The organism is Streptomyces sp. NPDC002536 (genome assembly GCF_053594995.1).
Genome location: NZ_JBSFWU010000086.1, coordinates 16,817 through 34,510 on the forward strand (window position 1 = coordinate 16,817; position 17,694 = coordinate 34,510).

General features: G+C 69.3%; 13 protein-coding genes. 1 reads left to right on the forward strand and 12 read right to left on the reverse strand.

What is annotated here, in order from left to right; translation table 11 throughout:
- Positions 1 to 156: 156 nt before the first annotated feature.
- From ACWD4B_RS26395 to ACWD4B_RS26410, 4 genes are all read right to left on the reverse strand, one after another.
- Complete coding sequence (locus tag ACWD4B_RS26395; RefSeq protein ID WP_451423098.1) at positions 157 to 1,764, reverse strand: FAD-dependent oxidoreductase; 1,608 nt, start codon at positions 1,762 to 1,764, stop codon at positions 157 to 159.
- A 2-nt stretch (positions 1,765 to 1,766) separates the two neighbouring features.
- Positions 1,767 to 3,308, reverse strand: coding sequence for a glycerol kinase GlpK (glpK, locus tag ACWD4B_RS26400; protein WP_451423099.1), 1,542 nt, complete (start codon positions 3,306 to 3,308; stop codon positions 1,767 to 1,769).
- 41 nt (positions 3,309 to 3,349) lie between these two features.
- A complete protein-coding gene (locus ACWD4B_RS26405; protein ID WP_336415760.1) occupies positions 3,350 to 4,132 on the reverse strand; it encodes an MIP/aquaporin family protein in 783 nt (260 codons plus the stop codon).
- Between the two features lie 327 nt (positions 4,133 to 4,459).
- Positions 4,460 to 5,224, reverse strand: coding sequence for an IclR family transcriptional regulator (locus ACWD4B_RS26410; RefSeq protein WP_336415761.1), 765 nt, complete (start codon positions 5,222 to 5,224; stop codon positions 4,460 to 4,462).
- A 301-nt stretch (positions 5,225 to 5,525) separates the two neighbouring features.
- Here ACWD4B_RS26410 and metH point away from each other — a divergent pair, with 301 nt between their 5' ends.
- Complete coding sequence (metH, locus tag ACWD4B_RS26415) at positions 5,526 to 9,032, forward strand: methionine synthase (RefSeq protein WP_451423106.1); 3,507 nt, start codon at positions 5,526 to 5,528, stop codon at positions 9,030 to 9,032.
- A 46-nt stretch (positions 9,033 to 9,078) separates the two neighbouring features.
- On the opposite strand, the gene ACWD4B_RS26420 is transcribed toward metH, so the two are convergent.
- The 8 genes from ACWD4B_RS26420 to mshC all read right to left on the reverse strand — a co-directional run bounded on the left by ACWD4B_RS26420 (position 9,079) and on the right by mshC (position 17,360).
- Positions 9,079 to 9,513, reverse strand: a complete 435-nt coding sequence (locus ACWD4B_RS26420) for a VOC family protein (protein WP_451423100.1) — start codon at positions 9,511 to 9,513, stop codon at positions 9,079 to 9,081.
- Between the two features lie 24 nt (positions 9,514 to 9,537).
- Positions 9,538 to 9,858, reverse strand: coding sequence for a winged helix-turn-helix domain-containing protein (locus ACWD4B_RS26425; protein ID WP_451423107.1), 321 nt, complete (start codon positions 9,856 to 9,858; stop codon positions 9,538 to 9,540).
- A gap of 11 nt (positions 9,859 to 9,869) precedes the next feature.
- Positions 9,870 to 10,289 carry a hypothetical protein gene (locus ACWD4B_RS26430; protein ID WP_451423101.1) on the reverse strand — a complete coding sequence of 140 codons (420 nt, stop codon included), beginning with the start codon at positions 10,287 to 10,289 and terminating at the stop codon, positions 9,870 to 9,872.
- Positions 10,290 to 10,645: 356 nt separating this feature from the next.
- Positions 10,646 to 11,134 (reverse strand): hypothetical protein, encoded by a 489-nt coding sequence (locus tag ACWD4B_RS26435; protein WP_451423102.1) that lies wholly within the window; start codon positions 11,132 to 11,134, stop codon positions 10,646 to 10,648.
- Positions 11,135 to 11,148: 14 nt separating this feature from the next.
- Positions 11,149 to 12,060 (reverse strand): hypothetical protein, encoded by a 912-nt coding sequence (locus tag ACWD4B_RS26440; protein WP_451423103.1) that lies wholly within the window; start codon positions 12,058 to 12,060, stop codon positions 11,149 to 11,151.
- A gap of 1,205 nt (positions 12,061 to 13,265) precedes the next feature.
- Positions 13,266 to 13,652 (reverse strand): tautomerase family protein, encoded by a 387-nt coding sequence (locus ACWD4B_RS26445; protein WP_451423104.1) that lies wholly within the window; start codon positions 13,650 to 13,652, stop codon positions 13,266 to 13,268.
- 68 nt (positions 13,653 to 13,720) lie between these two features.
- The gene (locus ACWD4B_RS26450; protein WP_451423105.1) at positions 13,721 to 15,961 is read right to left on the reverse strand and encodes a glycoside hydrolase family 31 protein; all 2,241 of its coding nucleotides are present in this window, start codon (positions 15,959 to 15,961) and stop codon (positions 13,721 to 13,723) included.
- A gap of 169 nt (positions 15,962 to 16,130) precedes the next feature.
- Positions 16,131 to 17,360 (reverse strand): cysteine--1-D-myo-inosityl 2-amino-2-deoxy-alpha-D-glucopyranoside ligase, encoded by a 1,230-nt coding sequence (gene mshC, locus ACWD4B_RS26455; protein ID WP_336415765.1) that lies wholly within the window; start codon positions 17,358 to 17,360, stop codon positions 16,131 to 16,133.
- Positions 17,361 to 17,694: the final 334 nt, after the last annotated feature.

Below are 17,694 nucleotides of genomic sequence, written 5' to 3' on the forward strand. Positions count from 1 at the left end.
CGCAGCCGACGCACCACCCCAGGGGTCCGGGGCGCAGCCCCGAGAACCTCGACTGCGGGCACGTCGTGGCTGATCGCGCAGTTCCCCGCGCCCCTACAGGGCGCCCGAGGGGCGGGACACCGCAGTGTCCCGCCCCTCGGTTTCGAGCCTGGAGGATCAGCCCTTGTCGTGCAGCACGTCCTTCACGCGCGCGCGGACGTCCTCCGTGTCCAGGCCGCGGATCGTCAGCGTGGTGCGGCGGCGCAGCACGTCGTCGACCGTCTCGGCCCACTCGTGGTCGCGGGCGTAGACGACCTGGGCCCAGATCTCCGGACCGTCGGGGTGGATCCGCTCGCCGAGCTCGGGGTTCTCGTTGACCATGCGGGCGATGTCGAAGGACAACGAGCCGTAGTGCGTGGCCAGGTGACGGGCCGTCAGCGGGTCCATGCGGCTGCCGGGCTCGCGGTCGACCAGCAGGCGGTGGGCGACGGCGTTGGGGTTGGCGACACCGGGCAGCGGGGTGCGGCGGACCAGGCTGGAGACGGGCTCCATGTCCTCGGTCAGCGGGCTGCCGGGCACCTTGGCCAGCTTGGCCATCACCGTGCGGCCGATGTGGCGGTAGGTGGTCCACTTGCCGCCGGCGACGGACAGCATGCCGCCCTTGCCCTCGCTGACGACCGTCTCGCGCTTGGCCTGGGCGACGTCGCCCGGGCCGCCGGGCAGCACGCGCAGGCCGGCGAAGGCGTAGGTCATCAGGGAGCGGTCGAGGTCGGCGTCCTGGATGGAGAACGCGGCCTCGTCCAGGATCTGCTGGATGTCGGCCTCGGTGGCGCTGACGTCCGCCGGGTCGCCCTCGTACTGGGTGTCGGTGGTGCCCAGCAGGAGCTGGTCCTCCCAGGGCAGGGCGAAGGTGATGCGGTACTTGTCGATCGGGGTGGCCATGGCGGCCTTCCACGGCGACTTGCGCTTCATCACGATGTGCGCGCCCTTGGAGAGGCGGATGGAGGGGGCCGCGCCCTTGTCCTCCATCGTGCGCAGGTGGTCGACCCACGGGCCGGTGGCGTTGAGCACCACGCGGGCGTCGATGCCGAACTCGGTGCCGTCCGTGCGGTCCTTGAGCTCGGCGCCGGAGACCTTGCCGTGGGTGAAGCGCAGGCCGGTGACCTCGGCGTGGTTGAGGACGACCGCGCCGGACTCGACGGCGGCGCGGACGGTCATGACCGCCACGCGGGAGTCGTTCATCTGGTGGTCGTAGTAGACCGCCACGGCCTTGAGGTTGTCCGTGCGCAGACCGGGGTTGTCGGCCTTGGCACGGGCGGGGGTGATCACCTTGCCGACGCCGTCGCCGAAGGCGGACAGCGCGGAGTAGGCGAAGACGCCGGCGCCCAGCTTGGCGGCGCCGACCGGGCCGCCCTTGTAGACCGGCAGGTAGAAGGTGAGCGGGTTGACCAGGTGCGGGGCCACGTCCTTGGCCAGCACCCGGCGCTCGTGGTGGTTCTCCGCGACCAGCTTGACGGCACCGGTCTGCAGGTAGCGCAGACCGCCGTGGACGAGCTTGGAGGAGGCGGAGGAGGTGGCGCCGGCGAAGTCGCCGGCGTCCACCATGGCGACCCGCAGTCCGGCCTGCGCTGCGTGCCAGGCCACCGAGGTGCCCAGGATGCCGCCACCGATCACCAGGAGGTCGTACGTCGCCTTCGACAGCCGGTCCCGGGTCTCTGCGCGGCCCGGGTTGGCACCGGCGGCCGGGTGCGTTCCCAGGGTCGGAACGCTCTGCGGGGTTGTCATGATTACTCCTCGTCCTCGATCCAGCCCATGGTCCGCTCGACGGCCTTGAGCCAGGACTTGTACTCGCGGTCACGCGTGTCCGCGTCCATGCGGGGGGTCCACTCGGCGGCGCGGCGCCAGTTGGCACGCAGCGCGTCGGTGTCCGGCCAGAAGCCGACGGCCAGGCCGGCGGCGTAGGCAGCGCCGAGGCAGGTGGTCTCGGCGACCATCGGGCGCACCACGGGGGCGTCCAGGAAGTCCGAGAGGGTCTGCATCAGCAAGTTGTTGGAGGTCATGCCGCCGTCGACCTTGAGCGCGGTCAGCTCGACGCCGGAGTCCTTGGTCATGGCGTCGGTGATCTCGCGGGTCTGCCAGGCGGTGGCCTCGAGCACGGCGCGGGCGATGTGCGCCTTGGTGACGTAGCGGGTCAGGCCCGCGATGACACCGCGCGCGTCGGAGCGCCAGTAGGGGGCGAACAGGCCGGAGAAGGCCGGCACGAAGTAGGCGCCGCCGTTGTCCTCGACGGAGCTGGCGAGCGTCTCGATCTCGGCGGCGCTCTTGATCAGGCCCATCTGGTCGCGCATCCACTGCACGAGGGAGCCGGTGACGGCGATGGAGCCCTCGAGGGCGTAGACGGGCTTCTGGTCGCCGATGCGGTAACCGACCGTCGTCAGCAGGCCGTTGTAGGACTGGACGGGCTCGTCGCCGGTGTTCATCAGCATGAACGTGCCGGTGCCGTAGGTGGACTTGGCCTCGCCCTGGTCGAAGCAGGTCTGGCCGAAAAGGGCGGCCTGCTGGTCGCCGAGCGCGGAGGCGACGGGGACGCCGGCCAGGGCGCCGCCCTTGGCCGTGCCGTAGACCTCGGCGGAGGAGCGGATCTCCGGCAGCACGGCCGCCGGGATCTCCATGGAGGACAGGATGCGCTCGTCCCAGGCCAGGGAGCGCAGGTTCATCAGCATGGTGCGCGAGGCGTTGGTGACGTCGGTGACGTGCACACCGCCGTCGACACCACCGGTGAGGTTCCAGATGACCCAGGAGTCCATGGTGCCGAAGAGGATGTCGCCGCGCTCCGCGCGCTCGCGCAGGCCCTCGACGTTGTCCAGCAGCCAGCGGACCTTGGGGCCGGAGAAGTAGGAGGCCAGCGGGAGGCCGGTCTCGCGGCGGAAGCGGTCCTGGCCGACGTTGCGGCCGAGCTCCTTGCACAGGCCGTCGGTGCGGGTGTCCTGCCAGACGATGGCGTTGTGGACGGGCTCACCGGTGTTCTTGTCCCACATCAGCGTGGTCTCACGCTGGTTGGTGATGCCGATGGCCTTGACGTCGGCGGCGGTGATGCCCGCCTTCTCGACGGCGCCGGCGACGACCTCCTGGACGTTGCGCCAGATCTCCGTGGCGTCGTGCTCGACCCAGCCCGGCTTCGGGAAGATCTGCTCGTGCTCCTTCTGGTCGACGGAGACGATGCGGCCGTCGCGGTCGAAGACGATGCAGCGGGAGGAGGTGGTGCCCTGGTCGATCGCCGCGATGAACGGGCCGATGGCGTGGGTGTCGTGGCTGTCGGTGGTGCTCATTGGTGTCTGCTCCTGGGAGTCTGAAGGTCTCGGCGGGTGCGTCAGAACGCGAGCTGGTGGATGCCTGCGGCGAGGGCGCCGCCGACGATCGGGCCGACGACGGGGATCCAGGCGTAGCTCCAGTCGGAGCCGCCCTTGTTCGGCAGCGGCAGCAGCGCGTGCACGATGCGGGGGCCGAGGTCACGGGCGGGGTTGATCGCGTATCCGGTGGGACCGCCGAGCGAGAGGCCGATGCCGACGACCACGAGGGCGACCATCAGCGTGCCGGTGCCACTGGTGGCCAGACCCTTGGTGAGGCCCATGGTGAGGATGAAGAGCACCAGCACCGTGGTGGCGATGATCTCGGTCACCAGGTTCTGCACGACGTTGCGGACCTCGGGGCCCGTCGAGAAGATGCCCAGCACCGGGCCGGCCTGCGGCTCGGCGGTCTGGTCGACCATGCCCTCGTGGGGGTTGAGGCTGCCGACGATCTCGTCATCGGTCAGGTGCGCCTTGAACTGCCCGTGGTAGGCGAGCCACACCAGCGTGGCGCCGATCATCGCGCCCAGCATCTGGGAGCCGATGTAGAGGGGCACGTCGCTCCACTTGACCTGGCCGTCGACGGCCAGGCCGATGGTGACGGCCGGGTTCAGGTGCGCACCGGACTTGCTGCCGATGTAGGCACCGGCCAGCACGGCGAAGCCCCACCCGAAGGTGATGGCCAGCCAGCCCGCGTTCTGTGCCTTGGAACGCTTCAGAGTGACGGCGGCGCAGACGCCGCCGCCGAGCAGAATCAATACCGCGGTACCGATGGTCTCACCGGTGAAGATGTCGGAGCTGGACACCCGCGACTCCTTTGTCCTTCGTCCAGGGGAAGGCGAACCCCGGGTCCATCCGGTGGTCCGCACCCTCCGAGAGGGTGGTGATCGGTCCCGTGGCACTGCACACCATAGCGAATATGTCGGTAGGTGTTCGACAATGCCGACCGATGAACGGCAGTTTTCTGGACGGTTAAGGGCACGTCAAGGGAGGTGTGACGGGAAACTCTCGGCCAACTGGCCGTAAATCTACGTTCGGATACCGACCGGTAACGAGGGGGTCTCGGAAGGCCCGTCGAGAGCCCCGCCGGGAGCCTCCGACAGCACCCCGGGAGGGGCCGCCGGAGGCGCCCCTCAGAAGCGCCCGGCGCCCAGATCGCGGGAGACGGCCCGCGCACAGTCACGCACCGCGGCGACCAGCCGCGCCCTGAGTTCACCGTCTTCGCATACCCGCTCCACGGCCCCCGTGATCCCCACGGCACCGACCGGCATCCGCCGCCGGTCGTGGATCGGCGCGGCCACCGAGGCCACCCCGGCCCAGGTCTCCTCCACGTCCGCCGCCCAGCCGCGCGCCCGGGTCAGGTCCAGCACGCCCTCCAGATCGGGCATGGCCGTCACGGTCTGCGGGGTGAAGGCCTCCCGCTCGGCCTCGGCCAGCTCGGCGTGCGCCACCGGGTCGTAGGCGCACAGCACCTTGCCCAGGGCGGTGCTGTGCAGCGGCTGCATCGCGCCGACCTCCAGCACCTGGCGGCTGTCGTCGGGACGGAAGACGTGGTGGATGATCAGCACGCCCTGCTGGTGGAGCACGCCCAGATAGACGCTCTCGCCGCTGGAGCGGGCCAGGTCGTCGGCCCAGACCAGGGCGCGCGCCCGCAGCTCGTGCACGTCCAGATAGCTGTTGCCGAGCCGGAGCAGCTCGGCGCCCAGCTGATAGCGGCCGGAGGCGGGGTCCTGCTCGACGAAGCCCTCCTGCTGGAGGGTGCGCAGGATGCCGTGCGCCGTACCCTTGGCCAGCCCCAGCGCGGAGGCCACGTCGGACAGGCCCAGCCGCCGCTCGCCGCCCGCGAGCAGCCGCAGCATCGCCGCTGCGCGTTCGAGCGACTGGATGGTCCGTGCCATCGGGGAAACCTCCTCCACCAGCATGCCGTTCGGCATTGCTGAACACTATCGGCCGATGCCGACCAAGAGGTAGCGGACAGCGACGTGATCATGATCGCGGAGCGGGTTCCTCCGGGTGGACCCGGAACGCCGACCGGAACGTCAAGCTCCGGCATAGCGCCGGGATAGCGCGGCTGTAGTGCCCTGTCCACAGCATGGAATGCCCTCGGCTTCCCGCCTTCCCTGCAGCTACGCTTGCGGCGTGCGCCCTCTGCAGGAGGAGCGCAAAGCCGACAGCCGTCGCACACCCGGGAGCATCCCCATGGCCTCGCATACGCCATCGTCCGTCCGTGTCCCCCGAGCCGAGCAGTTGCGTGAGGCCCTCGCCACCCGAGTGGTGGTGGCCGACGGTGCGATGGGCACGATGCTCCAGGCGCAGGATCCGTCGCTGGAGGACTTCCAGCAGCTCGAAGGCTGCAACGAGATCCTCAACGTCACCCGCCCCGACATCGTGCGCTCGGTGCACGAGGCCTACTTCGCGGTGGGTGTGGACTGCGTGGAGACCAACACCTTCGGTGCCAACCATGCGGCGCTGGGCGAGTACGAGATCCCGGACCGTGTCTTCGAGCTGTCCGAGGCCGGTGCCCGTATCGCCCGTGAGGTGGCGGACGGATTCACCGCCGCCGACGGCCGCACCCGCTGGGTGCTGGGCTCGGTGGGCCCGGGCACCAAGCTGCCGACGCTGGGTCACGCCCCTTTCACCGTGCTGCGCGACGCCTACCAGCAGAACGTCGAGGGCCTGGTGGCCGGCGGCGCGGACGCGATCCTGGTGGAGACCACCCAGGACCTGCTGCAGACCAAGGCCTCGGTCATCGGTGCCCGGCGCGCCATGGCGGCGGCGGGCGCCGATCTGCCGCTGCTGGTGCAGGTGACGGTGGAGACGACGGGCACGATGCTGCTCGGCTCGGAGATCGGTGCGGCGCTCACGGCGCTGGAGCCGCTGGGCATCGACATGATCGGCCTCAACTGCGCGACCGGCCCGGCCGAGATGAGCGAGCACCTGCGCTATCTCTCGCGGCACGCCCGCACCCGTGTCTCGGCGATGCCGAACGCCGGTCTGCCGGTGCTGGGCAAGGACGGCGCGCACTACCCGCTCTCCCCCGCCGAACTGGCGGACGCGCACGAGACGTTCGTGAAGGAGTACGGGCTGTCGCTGGTGGGCGGCTGCTGCGGTACGACGCCGGAGCACCTGCGCCAGGTCGTGGAGCGGGTGCGCAGCCTGCAGCCCGCCGAGCGCAGCCCGCGCCCCGAGCCCGGCGCCTCCTCCCTCTACCAGAGCGTGCCCTTCCGCCAGGACACCTCGTACCTGGCGATCGGTGAACGCACCAACGCCAACGGCTCGAAGAAGTTCCGCGAGGCCATGCTGGACGGCCGCTGGGACGACTGTGTGGAGATGGCCCGCGAGCAGATCCGCGAGGGCGCCCACCTGCTGGATGTGTGCGTGGACTACGTCGGCCGCGACGGTGTGGCCGACATGGCCGAGATCGCCGGCCGTTTCGCGACCGCCTCCACCCTGCCGATCGTGCTGGACTCCACGGAGCCCGCCGTCATCCGGGCGGGCCTGGAGAAGCTGGGCGGCCGCGCCGTGATCAACTCCGTCAACTACGAGGACGGCGACGGCCCCGACTCCCGTTTCGCGCGCATCACCCGCCTCGCGGTCGAGCACGGCGCGGCGCTGATCGCCCTGACCATCGACGAGGACGGGCAGGCCCGTACGCCCGAGCACAAGGTGGCGGTCGCGGAGCGGCTGATCGCGGACCTGACGGGCAACTGGGGCGTGCAGGAGTCGGACATCATCGTCGACTGCCTCACCTTCACCATCGCCACCGGCCAGGAGGAGTCCCGCAAGGACGGCATCGCCACCATCGAGGCCATCCGCGAGCTCAAGCGCCGCCACCCGGACGTCCAGACGACGCTGGGCCTGTCGAACATCTCCTTCGGCCTCAACCCGGCCGCCCGCATGGTCCTCAACTCGGTCTTCCTCAACGAGTGCGTCGAGGCGGGCCTGGACTCCGCGATCGTGCACGCGAGCAAGATCCTGCCGATCGCCCGCCTGGAGGACGAGCAGCGTGAGGTCGCTCTGGACCTGATCCACGACCGGCGGCGCGAGGGCTACGACCCGCTGCAGCGGTTCCTGGAGCTCTTCGAGGGCGTGGACACCAAGTCCATGAAGGCAGGCAAGGCGGAGGAGCTGGCCGCGCTCCCGCTGGAGGAGCGCCTGCAGCGGCGCATCATCGACGGCGAGAAGAACGGCCTGGAGGCCGACCTGGACGCGGCGCTGGACGGGCGCCCGGCACTGGAGATCGTCAACGACACGCTGCTGGCGGGCATGAAGGTCGTCGGCGAGCTCTTCGGCTCGGGCCAGATGCAGCTGCCGTTCGTGCTGCAGTCCGCCGAGGTCATGAAGTCGGCCGTGGCCTACCTGGAACCGCACATGGAGAAGAGCGATGCGGAGGGCAAGGGCACGATCGTGCTGGCCACCGTCCGCGGCGACGTCCACGACATCGGCAAGAACCTCGTGGACATCATCCTCTCCAACAACGGCTACAACGTGGTCAATCTGGGCATCAAGCAGCCGGTCTCGGCGATCCTGGAGGCCGCGGAGGAGCACCGGGCCGACGTCATCGGCATGTCCGGGCTGCTGGTGAAATCCACCGTGATCATGAAGGAGAACCTGGAGGAGCTCAACCAGCGCAAGCTGGCCGCCACCTACCCGGTGATCCTGGGCGGCGCCGCGCTCACGCGCGCGTACGTCGAGCAGGACCTCCACGAGATCTACGAAGGCGAAGTCCGCTACGCCCGCGACGCGTTCGAGGGCCTGCACCTCATGGACGCCCTCATCGCCGTCAAGCGGGGCGTTCCGGGAGCGACACTCCCGGAACTCAAGCAGCGCCGGGTGCCGAAGCGGGAGACCGCGGTCCTGGAGGTGGACGAGCCCGAGGGCTCGGTCCGCTCCGACGTGGCCACCGACAACCGCGTGCCCGAACCCCCCTTCTGGGGCACGCGCGTGGTCAAGGGCATCCCGCTCAAGGACTACGCCTCCTGGCTGGACGAGGGCGCACTGTTCAAGGGCCAGTGGGGCCTGAAACAGGCCCGCACCGGCGGGCCGACCTACGAGGAACTGGCGGACACCGAGGGCCGCCCCCGCCTGCGCGGCCTCCTGGACAAACTCCAGACCGAGAACCTGCTGGAAGCGGCCGTCGTCTACGGCTACTTCCCGTGCGTGAGCAAGGGCGACGACCTCATCCTCCTCCACGAGGACGGCACCGAACGCACCCGCTTCACCTTCCCGCGCCAGCGCCGCGGCCGCCGCCTGTGCCTGGCGGACTTCTTCCGCCCGGAGGAGTCCGGCGAGACGGACGTGGTCGGGCTGCAGGTCGTGACGATGGGCTCACGGATCGGCGAGGAGACGGCAAGACTGTTCGCCTCCGACTCCTACCGCGACTACCTCGAACTCCACGGCCTCTCCGTCCAGTTGGCGGAAGCACTGGCCGAGTACTGGCACGCGCGCGTACGGGCCGAACTGGGCTTCGCGGGCGAGGACCCGGCGGACGTGGAGGACATGTTCGCCCTGAAGTACCGGGGCGCCCGCTTCTCGCTGGGTTACGGGGCGTGCCCGGATCTGGAGGACCGCGCCAAGATTGCGGACCTGCTGCGGCCGGAGCGGATCGGGGTGCAGCTGTCGGAGGAGTTCCAGTTGCACCCGGAGCAGTCGACGGATGCGATCGTGATTCACCATCCGGAGGCGAAGTACTTCAACGCGCGGTAGGGCGTTGAAGGGCCGGGGGCGGCGCCCCCCGGCCCCCGAAGGATGCTCAGTCGAGGCAGAACTCGTTGCCCTCGATGTCCTGCATCACGATGCACGACTCGTTTTCGTCATCGGCAAGCAGCAGTTGCACGCGTACCGCGCCGAGCGCGACCAGCCGTGCGCACTCGGCCTCGAGTGCGGCGAGGCGCTCTTCACCCACGAGTCCGGTGCCGACCCGCACGTCAAGATGCACCCGATTCTTGACGACCTTGCCTTCGGGAACGCGCTGGAAGTACAGTCGCGGGCCAACGCCCGAGGGATCACTGCAGGAGAACGCCGCACCCTGCCGCTCGGGTGGCAGCGAGCGATCGAACTCGTCCCACGTGGCGAACCCCTCCGGTGGCGGCGGTACGACGTACCCCAACACCTCGCACCAGAAACGGGCGACGCGCTCAGGTTCTGCGCAGTCGAAGGTGACTTGGAACCGTTTGATCAACGACATCGGCGCACCATAGCAGCACGGCCTTCAGCCCGAATATCCCGCGGCAATGTCTCTCAACGCTGCCAAATGCTGCTGATAGACGGCTCGTCCCTCGGCGGTCAGGGAGAGCCACGTCCGCGGCCGCCGACCGGCCCGGCCCTTCTGGACGGCCACCCAGCCCGCCTCTTCCAGCGCCGACACCTGCTTGGAGAGGACCGAGTCGGAGACCTCGACCAGGTCGCGCACAAAGCCGAACTCGGCCTTGTCCACCGGGGCCAGAGCGGCCACCACCGACAAGCGCACGGGCGCGTTGAGCAAAGGCACGAGGGCATGCCGAGGATGGCGGCCCTGGGGACCGGCGGGGATCCCCTCTGCCGTCACGACGACCGCCGCATCTCGAGCCAGGCTCCCGCCGCGGGCGGCAGCACACACGCCGACGTGGCTGCCACTGCGAAGGCCGGGCTGTTCACGAACACCGTGTTCCCGAGCGTGACCGCCAGTACGAAGACGGCGGCCCAGGATCCCATCACCACCCCGTGCTTGACGCCGAAGCCACGACGCACCGCGCGCTGCCGTGCGGCATACAGGCTCAGCCCCACCACAAGGAGCGCATTGGCCGGCCCGTAGACCAAGGACGAGGCGAAGCCGTGCCACAGCACGGAAACCGGGACAAGGACCAACTGCCAAGCAGCGAACGCCCACAGATAGCGCGCATACCAGCCGCTCCGACCCCGCGCCGCCGTCTCCAGACCGGCAGCCCGCGCCAACGTCACCCTGGCATCGGTGAACTCATGCATGACTCCCCCTCGCTTCCGCCTACGCTACTTTCCAGAATGGCAAGTACTTTCCAACATGGCAAGAACAGGGGCGCTCGCCACAGCCGGCCTGATGCGGAGTTGAGTACCCGTACCCATGTGCTCGCCTCGGCTGACAGGCCTGCCCACTGCTGCGCCAGATCGGCACGCTGCGGGACTGCACATATCAGGCACGGGCTGCAGGAGAGAGGCGCCGATGAGCGTGTGGCTACGGTCGCAGCACAAGGAACAGCCAGACACACTTGGCAGGTTGAGCACGAAGCTGCGCTCGTAGGCACCTCTTTACTGCTGGAGGTAACCAGCCATGGGCGAATGCGGTGAGAACCTCTTATGTGGCTTCACCCTTGCCGAGCAGCTCCTTCAGGCCAGACGACGTCGACCGGAAGACCGGCCCCCCGAGCCTGCAGGACGACGTCTGCGGTGCCGCCGCCCTTCCCCGACGGGGGCTCGCCGTTCCAGACGGCCACAATGCGGTCCGCGCGCTCCAGCAGAACCTGGTTTGCGGCCTCGTACGCCTGTCGGTTGGCCGTCTCGTACGGCATGACGAGAACCTCGTCAGCAGCCTCCACGAGACGGTCGAAGAGCGGCGCATGATCCGGCTTAACCTTGACCTGCCGGTAGTCACGCGAAGGCAGGACAACGATCAGGCGGCCGCCGGCCTCGAGAAGCGCTTCGGCGAAGAGGCTGTCCGAGCCGCGGGCGATGCACGAGAGACCGACCAATTGCCCGTCGCTGTGCGCACGCAGCATCTCGCGCAGTTCAGAGCGCACGAGCGCGGTGGTTGCCTCGGTGAGGTCCATGTGCCCGGTCACGGCGATGGTGGTCATGTCGTACTCCCTCGTCAGCTGGACAGCAGATCGCGGATCCTATCGCGCGCCTCGCGCAAAGGCCGCGATGCGCTGTGTCCGACGGTGTAGGGATAGAGAACCCCCAACTGGGCGCGGACACGCCCGGACTGTGTCAGGCGAGCTGCGTCGATCGCCTGATGGGTCTGCGTTACGGCCCCGGCCACATCGCCCATGAGGAAGTGGCATTCCGCAAGCCCGGCCCAATCCAGGGCGTGGCTGCGCCCGGCTTCCTGTCCTCTGCGGTCGAGAGCCTCCCGGATCTCCCGAGCTGCGGCGTCTGCATGCGCGCTCGCATCCTGTCGCGCAAGGTCGAGGAGGCGACCGCCCGTGACGCCCGCGAGTTCGGCCTCTTCGAAGTACGAAATCCAGTACGGCTCTTCATCCGCGCCTTCGGATTCGGCAAGTACCTCCCTGGCCTGGACAGTTGCCCTGCGAAAGGCAGCAACCCTGCCCATGGCCGAAAGCGCCCAGGCCTCTCGGGTGTGGAGCATGGCACGGAGCCGTGGTCCTGCAGCACCCCGTACACCGTCCTGTGCAAGGCGCACGAGCTCAAGCGCGTCCTGGGGCCGGTCCTGGTACAGCATCTGCCTTGCCATGCCTGCCAGTACGTTGGCGCCGAACGGAGTGTCACCGCCGGCATGGGCGGCTCGTAAAGCAAGTCGGTAGTAGTCCTGTGCACGACGTTGCAGACCGGAGTCCCACGCCATGGTCGCGGCAGTACCGGCCAGCTGCGCCATTACCGAGTACAGACGTCGTTCAACAGCAGGAGCCTGACGCTCATCCAGGGAGCCCGCGACCTCGGAGAGCTGTCCCAGTACGGCCTTGTAGCGAAGGCCTCCTCCGTACTGGTGGTCCCAGCGGCGGAAGGCCTCAGCAGTCAGTTCCAGCTCCTGGACTTCCCGCATGCCGAGGCGCCCTCGCCGGGACGGCCCGTCACAGGACGCGACAGGCTGGAGCCAACCTTCGAGCGGGTCGAGCAACACTGCACCGGTCGCTGCTGCCGCCGCGAGAGCTCGCGCGATCGCGCGTCGGTCCATCACGAGATCGCTCCGCGTCAGGTGTGCAGCCAGGTCGACGGTCGCAGGTGGCCTCCACGGAACTTCATCTGCAGGTTGCCGGTCGACAGGTTGTACCGACGTGCTCGGCCGCTCCTGCTGCCGGCCCTCCCAAGGGCGCGGCGCAAGGCCGAGGAGCCCTCCCGGGATACGGAGTCCGTCTGCGATGCGGCAGATCACGTCGAAGCTGGTGCCGTTCTGTGCCCCGTTGATAATCGTGCTGACCTTGCCCGGCGTCAGGGTGCATGCCGCAGCAATTCGGTTCTGGGACAGGCCCCATACTTCTTGATCAAGGCGAAAGCAGCAGCGAAGTCATGCTCCCGCAAGGCGCGCCGAACATCGTCTCGGTCGATGACTTCTGCAGCGAGCAAGCCGGGAATGCCTGCGTCCATGAGCCCAACTTCCGTAGCGGTCCGGGACACGAATGTGCGTCGCGCCGCAGTACCAACGAGCGTATTACCGACTCGGTAACACGCGCCGGTCATCCCGCAGTTCGCTGCTCTCGGGGAGTCTCATCACGTGGCGACTGAAGCCTCGCCAGGCTCGATGAGCACCCATCGAGCGACCACCGACACACCGGAGCAACCCCGTGCCCCAAGGCCTGAACTCATGGCTCGCCCAAGCTGCCGCCGACCCCCGCGGAGCCATCAGGCTCTGGGAAGCAGGCAGAACAGCCCCGTTGCTCACCGGCCGCCAATGGGACCTGGTGCGGCTTGACTTCACACTGGCCACTGCCGCCATCACCCATCTCAAGGCTCGCGACCGCCACATCGGCCCCTACATCATGGGTGGTATGGGTCCTCCCCGACCGCTGCGGGCAACGATGGAACACCCTCACCTCACCCGACGACTTCATCGAAGCGATCCGCGCCGCCCGGACAGGGCCGGATGAAACGGCGGCAGTCCCATGCCGCTGACGCACCAGGACCAGCCCTGCCTCACCCCAAGCCACACTGGGGCCGAGACGTGCTTCCGGCAGCGGAAACCCTCACTTTCAGGAGTCGTTCACGAGGGTTTCCGCTGCCGGAAATCGCTGGCCGAACAGGCACCTTCTGTCAAACCCCGTCCACCAGCTGCGCCACCCCATTCCCCACCGACCAGTCAATGCGCTCGTTCTCGACGAGCGTGATGACCACGTCCTCCGGGCGGATACCCGCATCCGCCCGGAGGTTTGCGACGATCTGCCGGTACAGCTCCTTCTTGCGCTCGTCCGTGCGCCCGCGCACGAGTGTGATCTGGACGAAGACGACGTCCTGCCGCTCCACGCCCATGTAGTGCTGGTCGAAGAGCAGTTCACCGTCGCCGTGCGTGCTGATGATCTGGAACCGGTCGTCGTCGGGGATCCCGATCGCGGCAACGAGCGCACGGTGTACGCCGTCCGCGATGGCCTGCAGTACGGCCGCCGGCTTGTCGGAGCGGGCGTCGACCCTGACGAGGGGCATGGCAACCTCCGTTGTTCGAGAGATCACGAACAACGCTCTGGGCCCCCGGGATCTTCCCCTCGATCCCCTCAGTCCTCCAGCACCACCGTGAACCCCCGATCCGTCGGCAGCGCAGCCGTCTTGACGTGCGCCACCCCGCCCCGGTCCGCCGAGTCGTACCACCAGCCCTGCTCGGCACCCGCAAACGCCTCCGGCGACTCCAGGCGCGGCAGTACGTGCCCGTCCACCGTCACCGCGTCCGGACCCGCGCCCATGTGCACCGTGAACTCGTACGGGCGTGCCGTCTGCTTGCCCCGAAACTCGCCCTTTGAGGCGGTCACATGGAGCGTCGTGTCACCGTCACCGGCCTCCCCCGGCCCGCGGGCCGTCAGCGTCTGCTGGGCGTACGCGCCCGCGCGGTGCGCCCGCGTCACGCCGTCGTCCTCGTACAGCGTGAACGAGGACTTCCCCTTCGACGGGTACACGTCCCACGCCAGCGGCGACGACGCCGTGCGGTCGCGGTACGAGCGGATACCCGGCCACATCGGCACGTTCGCACCGGACTTCACGAACAGCGGCAGCGTGTCCAGCGGGGCCCGGTAGCCGTCGACCGTCGTCGGACCCTCGTACGTGCGGCCCGTCCAGTAGTCGGTCCAGGTGCCCTGGGGCAAGTAGATGCCGTTTCGCACCTCCTTGTCCTCGTACACCGGCGCCACCAGGAAGTACTCCCCCGCCAGGAACTCGTACTTCGCCGCGTCCGACGCCGCCTTCGCATCGTGCGGGTACTCCAGGGCCAGCGGCCGCACCGGACCCACGCCCGTGCGTGCCGCCTGTGCCGCGTACGTGTACATGTACGGCAGCAGCGCTTCCTTCAGCTTCAAGTACTTGCGGTTGATGGACGTGTACGGATCGCCGTAACGCCACGGCTGCTTGTCGCTCGGTGCCCAGCCGTCCATCGTCATCACGGACGGGAGGAACGTCTTCCACTGCAGGTCGCGGACATACGTCTTCGGGCTGCCGGCGAAGATGCCGTCCACGTCCCCCGTCGTGTACGCCAGGCCCGACATCGTCGCACCGGCATACGTCGGGATCTGCCAGCGGATGTAGTCCCACGAACCCTTCTGGTCGCCGGACCACTGGACTCCGCAGCGCTGTGCCCCCGACCAGCTCTCCGGGGCCCAGGTGAAGCCGCGGGCGTCGCTGTTGTCCTCGATGCCCTTGTACGCGTCCTTGCAGCCGTCGAGCGCGAACTTGTAGCCGTCGCCGACCCAGGCCACGTCCAGTTTGGCCACCCGCTGGCCGGACTTCACCTGGTCGGCCAGTTTCGTCAGACCGTCCTCGGTCCACAGGCCCATCGCCGCCTTGCGGTCTCCCAGGCCCTTGTCGGCCTCGCCCAGGTTCTCGTAGCCGCACCCGTAGCCGTCGTTGACGAGCATCCAGCCGAGCGGCATGTCGGCGGCCTTGTAGCCGTCGGCCACCTTCAGGGCGTCCAGCGTGTGCCGTTCACCGCGGTTCTTGTTGTGCAGGTAGCAGTCCGAGTCGCCGATCTCCAGGCCGTAGAGCGGAGGCAGGAAGGGCCGTCCGGTCAGTTTCGTGTACTGCCCGATGACGTCCTTCGGTGTCCCGCCCGCGAAGTAGTAGGCGTCGAAGCGGTGTTCCTTCTCCGTGGCGGTCACCGGATCGTCGAAACGGTACGTGCCCGGCGCGTACGTGTTGCGGAAGACTCCGTATCCCGCCGACGACAGGTAGAACGGCACCGAGTTGGGGTGGCCGCCGTCGTCCCAGTTGTAGTCGACTCCGACTTCGACGGTCTTGTCGCGGTGCGAGGTGCTGCCCCGGCCGTTCTGCATTCCGGCGCCGTAGAACTGTTCGTCCGCGCCGCGCGCGAGCGTCTGGGTGGTGCTGTCCTTGTCCCACGTCAGGCCCTTGGTCTCCGACCACACGCGCGTGCCGTCCGCGCGGTACAGCGCGAAGCGCAGTGGTGCCTTGTACGCGCGCAGGGTGACCGCCGACGTACTCAGCTCGTAGCGGTCGGCCTTCTCCTTCCAGCGGGTGCGCGGCGGGGTGCCCTGCGGCAGCACGATGTCCTTGCCCGTGGGGTCGGTGAAGGTGCCGTCCGGCGCGAGTTCGACCCGGAAGGTCTCCGGGGAGACGAAGGTGACCCGGGCCGCCGCCCCGCCCGCCGTCAGCCGGTAGGCCGCCGAGCCTTCGGCCTCGAAGCCCGTGACGTCGCCCACCGTCGTGCGCTCCGGCGGGTCCGGCGGGCCGGCGTGCGCACTGCCCGCCGGGCCGGCCGCCGCGGCCGCCAGGCCGAGCAGGGTGCCTGCCACCACTGCCCTCAGTCGTCTGCGAAGTCTGCGTGTTGTCATGCTCGCGTGCATAGTGCGCCCGGCACCCCGACGACCATGGACTCGCGTCACACGCTCCTGGACTTTCCCGCACATGCGTCCGGGGCGCCCCCTGCACAGCAGAGAGCGCCCCGGAAAGCAGTTCAGACGGCTACAGCGCCACGCCCAGCAGCGCGTCCACGGCCCGTGAGACCAGACCGGGCGCACCCGGGTCCGTCCCGCCGTCCGCGGCCTGGGCCGCGGCCCAGCGGTCGACGGCGGCCAGGGCGGCCGGGGCGTCCAGGTCGTCGGCGAGGGCCTCGCGGATCTCCTCGACGAGCGCGTCCGCGGACGGGCCGTCGGGGCGCGAGACGGCGGCGCGCCAGCGGTCCAGGCGCTCCACGGCCTCGTCGAGGACCGAGTCCGTCCACTCCCAGTCGGCGCGGTAGTGGTGGGCCAGCAGGGTGAGCCGGACGGCGGCCGGGTCGACGCCGTCGCGGCGCAGCTTGGAGACGAAGACCAGGTTGCCCTTGGACTTGGACATCTTCGCGCCGTCGAGAGCGACCATGCCCGCGTGCACATAGGTCTTGGCGAAGGGGTGCTCGCCGGTGAGCGCCTGCGCGTGCGAGGCGCCCATCTCGTGGTGCGGGAAGATCAGGTCGGAGCCGCCGCCCTGCACGTCGAAGCCCATGCCCAGGTGGTCCAGGGCGATGGCGACGCACTCGATGTGCCAGCCGGGCCGGCCCGGGCCGAGCGAGGCGCCGTCCCAGCTGGGCTCGCCCGGGCGGGCGGCCATCCACAGCATCGGGTCGACGGGGTTCTTCTTGCCGGGACGCTCCGGGTCGCCGCCGCGCTCGGCGGACAGCAGCCGCATCGCCTCGGCGTCGAGGTGGGAGACGCCGCCGAAGGACGGGTCGGAGGCGACGGAGAAGTAGATGTCGCCGTCGAGCTCGTAGGCGGCACCGGCGTCGCGCAGCCGCTCCACCAGGGGAACGATCTTCGGTATCGACTCCACGGCGCCCACGTAGTGCTGCGGGGGCAGCATCCGCAGGGCGGTCATGTCCTCGCGGAAGAGGGCCGTCTCGCGCTCGGCGAGGGCCGTCCAGTCCTCGCCGTCGCGCACGGCCCGCTCCAGCAGCGGGTCGTCCACGTCGGTGACGTTCTGGACGTAGTGAACCTGCCGCTTGGTGTCGAGCCACACGCGCTGCACGAGGTCGAACGCGTTGTAGGTCGCCGCGTGCCCCATGTGGGTGGCGTCGTACGGCGTGATGCCGCAGACGTAGATACGGGCGACGGGACCGGGGGCGAGGGTCACCCGTCCGCCGGTCGCGGTGTCGTGGATCCTGAGGTCGCGGCCACTGCCAGGCAGGGCGGGCACCTCGGAAGCGGGCCAGGCATGCATGCCCCGAGCGTAACCGGACGCGGCTTCCGGATACGAACCGGATCCGGTGGTTGGCCGAACTTGCCGTCTTGCGGCAGTTGAACACTGCCGCTAGTTGAACGCGGTCCACGGTCACCACGTGCCCCGTAAGGGGCGTGGGGAACTGCGCGACCAGCCCCCGACGGCCTGCAGCCGACGCACTACCCAGGGGTCCGGGGCGCAGCCCCGAGCACCTCGACTGCGGGCGCGTCGTGGCCGATCGCGCAGTTCCCCGCGCCCCTTCGGGGACGGCACCGCGAGCCGAGCGGTCAGTGGCCCGCGATCCCTTGGCCGCCGGTGTGAGCGCCCCGAAGGG

What these genes read in the sequence shown, in the direction of transcription:
- ACWD4B_RS26395 (WP_451423098.1), bottom strand. Translation starts at nt 1,764, where the DNA reads ATGACAACCCCGCAGAGCGTTCCGACCCTGGGAACGCACCCGGCCGCC.
- glpK (WP_451423099.1), bottom strand. Translation starts at nt 3,308, where the DNA reads ATGAGCACCACCGACAGCCACGACACCCACGCCATCGGCCCGTTCATC.
- ACWD4B_RS26410 (WP_336415761.1), bottom strand. Translation starts at nt 5,224, where the DNA reads ATGGCACGGACCATCCAGTCGCTCGAACGCGCAGCGGCGATGCTGCGG.
- metH (WP_451423106.1), top strand. Translation starts at nt 5,526, where the DNA reads ATGGCCTCGCATACGCCATCGTCCGTCCGTGTCCCCCGAGCCGAGCAG.
- ACWD4B_RS26420 (WP_451423100.1), bottom strand. Translation starts at nt 9,513, where the DNA reads ATGTCGTTGATCAAACGGTTCCAAGTCACCTTCGACTGCGCAGAACCT.
- ACWD4B_RS26430 (WP_451423101.1), bottom strand. Translation starts at nt 10,289, where the DNA reads ATGCATGAGTTCACCGATGCCAGGGTGACGTTGGCGCGGGCTGCCGGT.
- ACWD4B_RS26435 (WP_451423102.1), bottom strand. Translation starts at nt 11,134, where the DNA reads ATGACCACCATCGCCGTGACCGGGCACATGGACCTCACCGAGGCAACC.
- ACWD4B_RS26440 (WP_451423103.1), bottom strand. Translation starts at nt 12,060, where the DNA reads ATGCGGGAAGTCCAGGAGCTGGAACTGACTGCTGAGGCCTTCCGCCGC.
- ACWD4B_RS26445 (WP_451423104.1), bottom strand. Translation starts at nt 13,652, where the DNA reads ATGCCCCTCGTCAGGGTCGACGCCCGCTCCGACAAGCCGGCGGCCGTA.
- mshC (WP_336415765.1), bottom strand. Translation starts at nt 17,360, where the DNA reads ATGCATGCCTGGCCCGCTTCCGAGGTGCCCGCCCTGCCTGGCAGTGGC.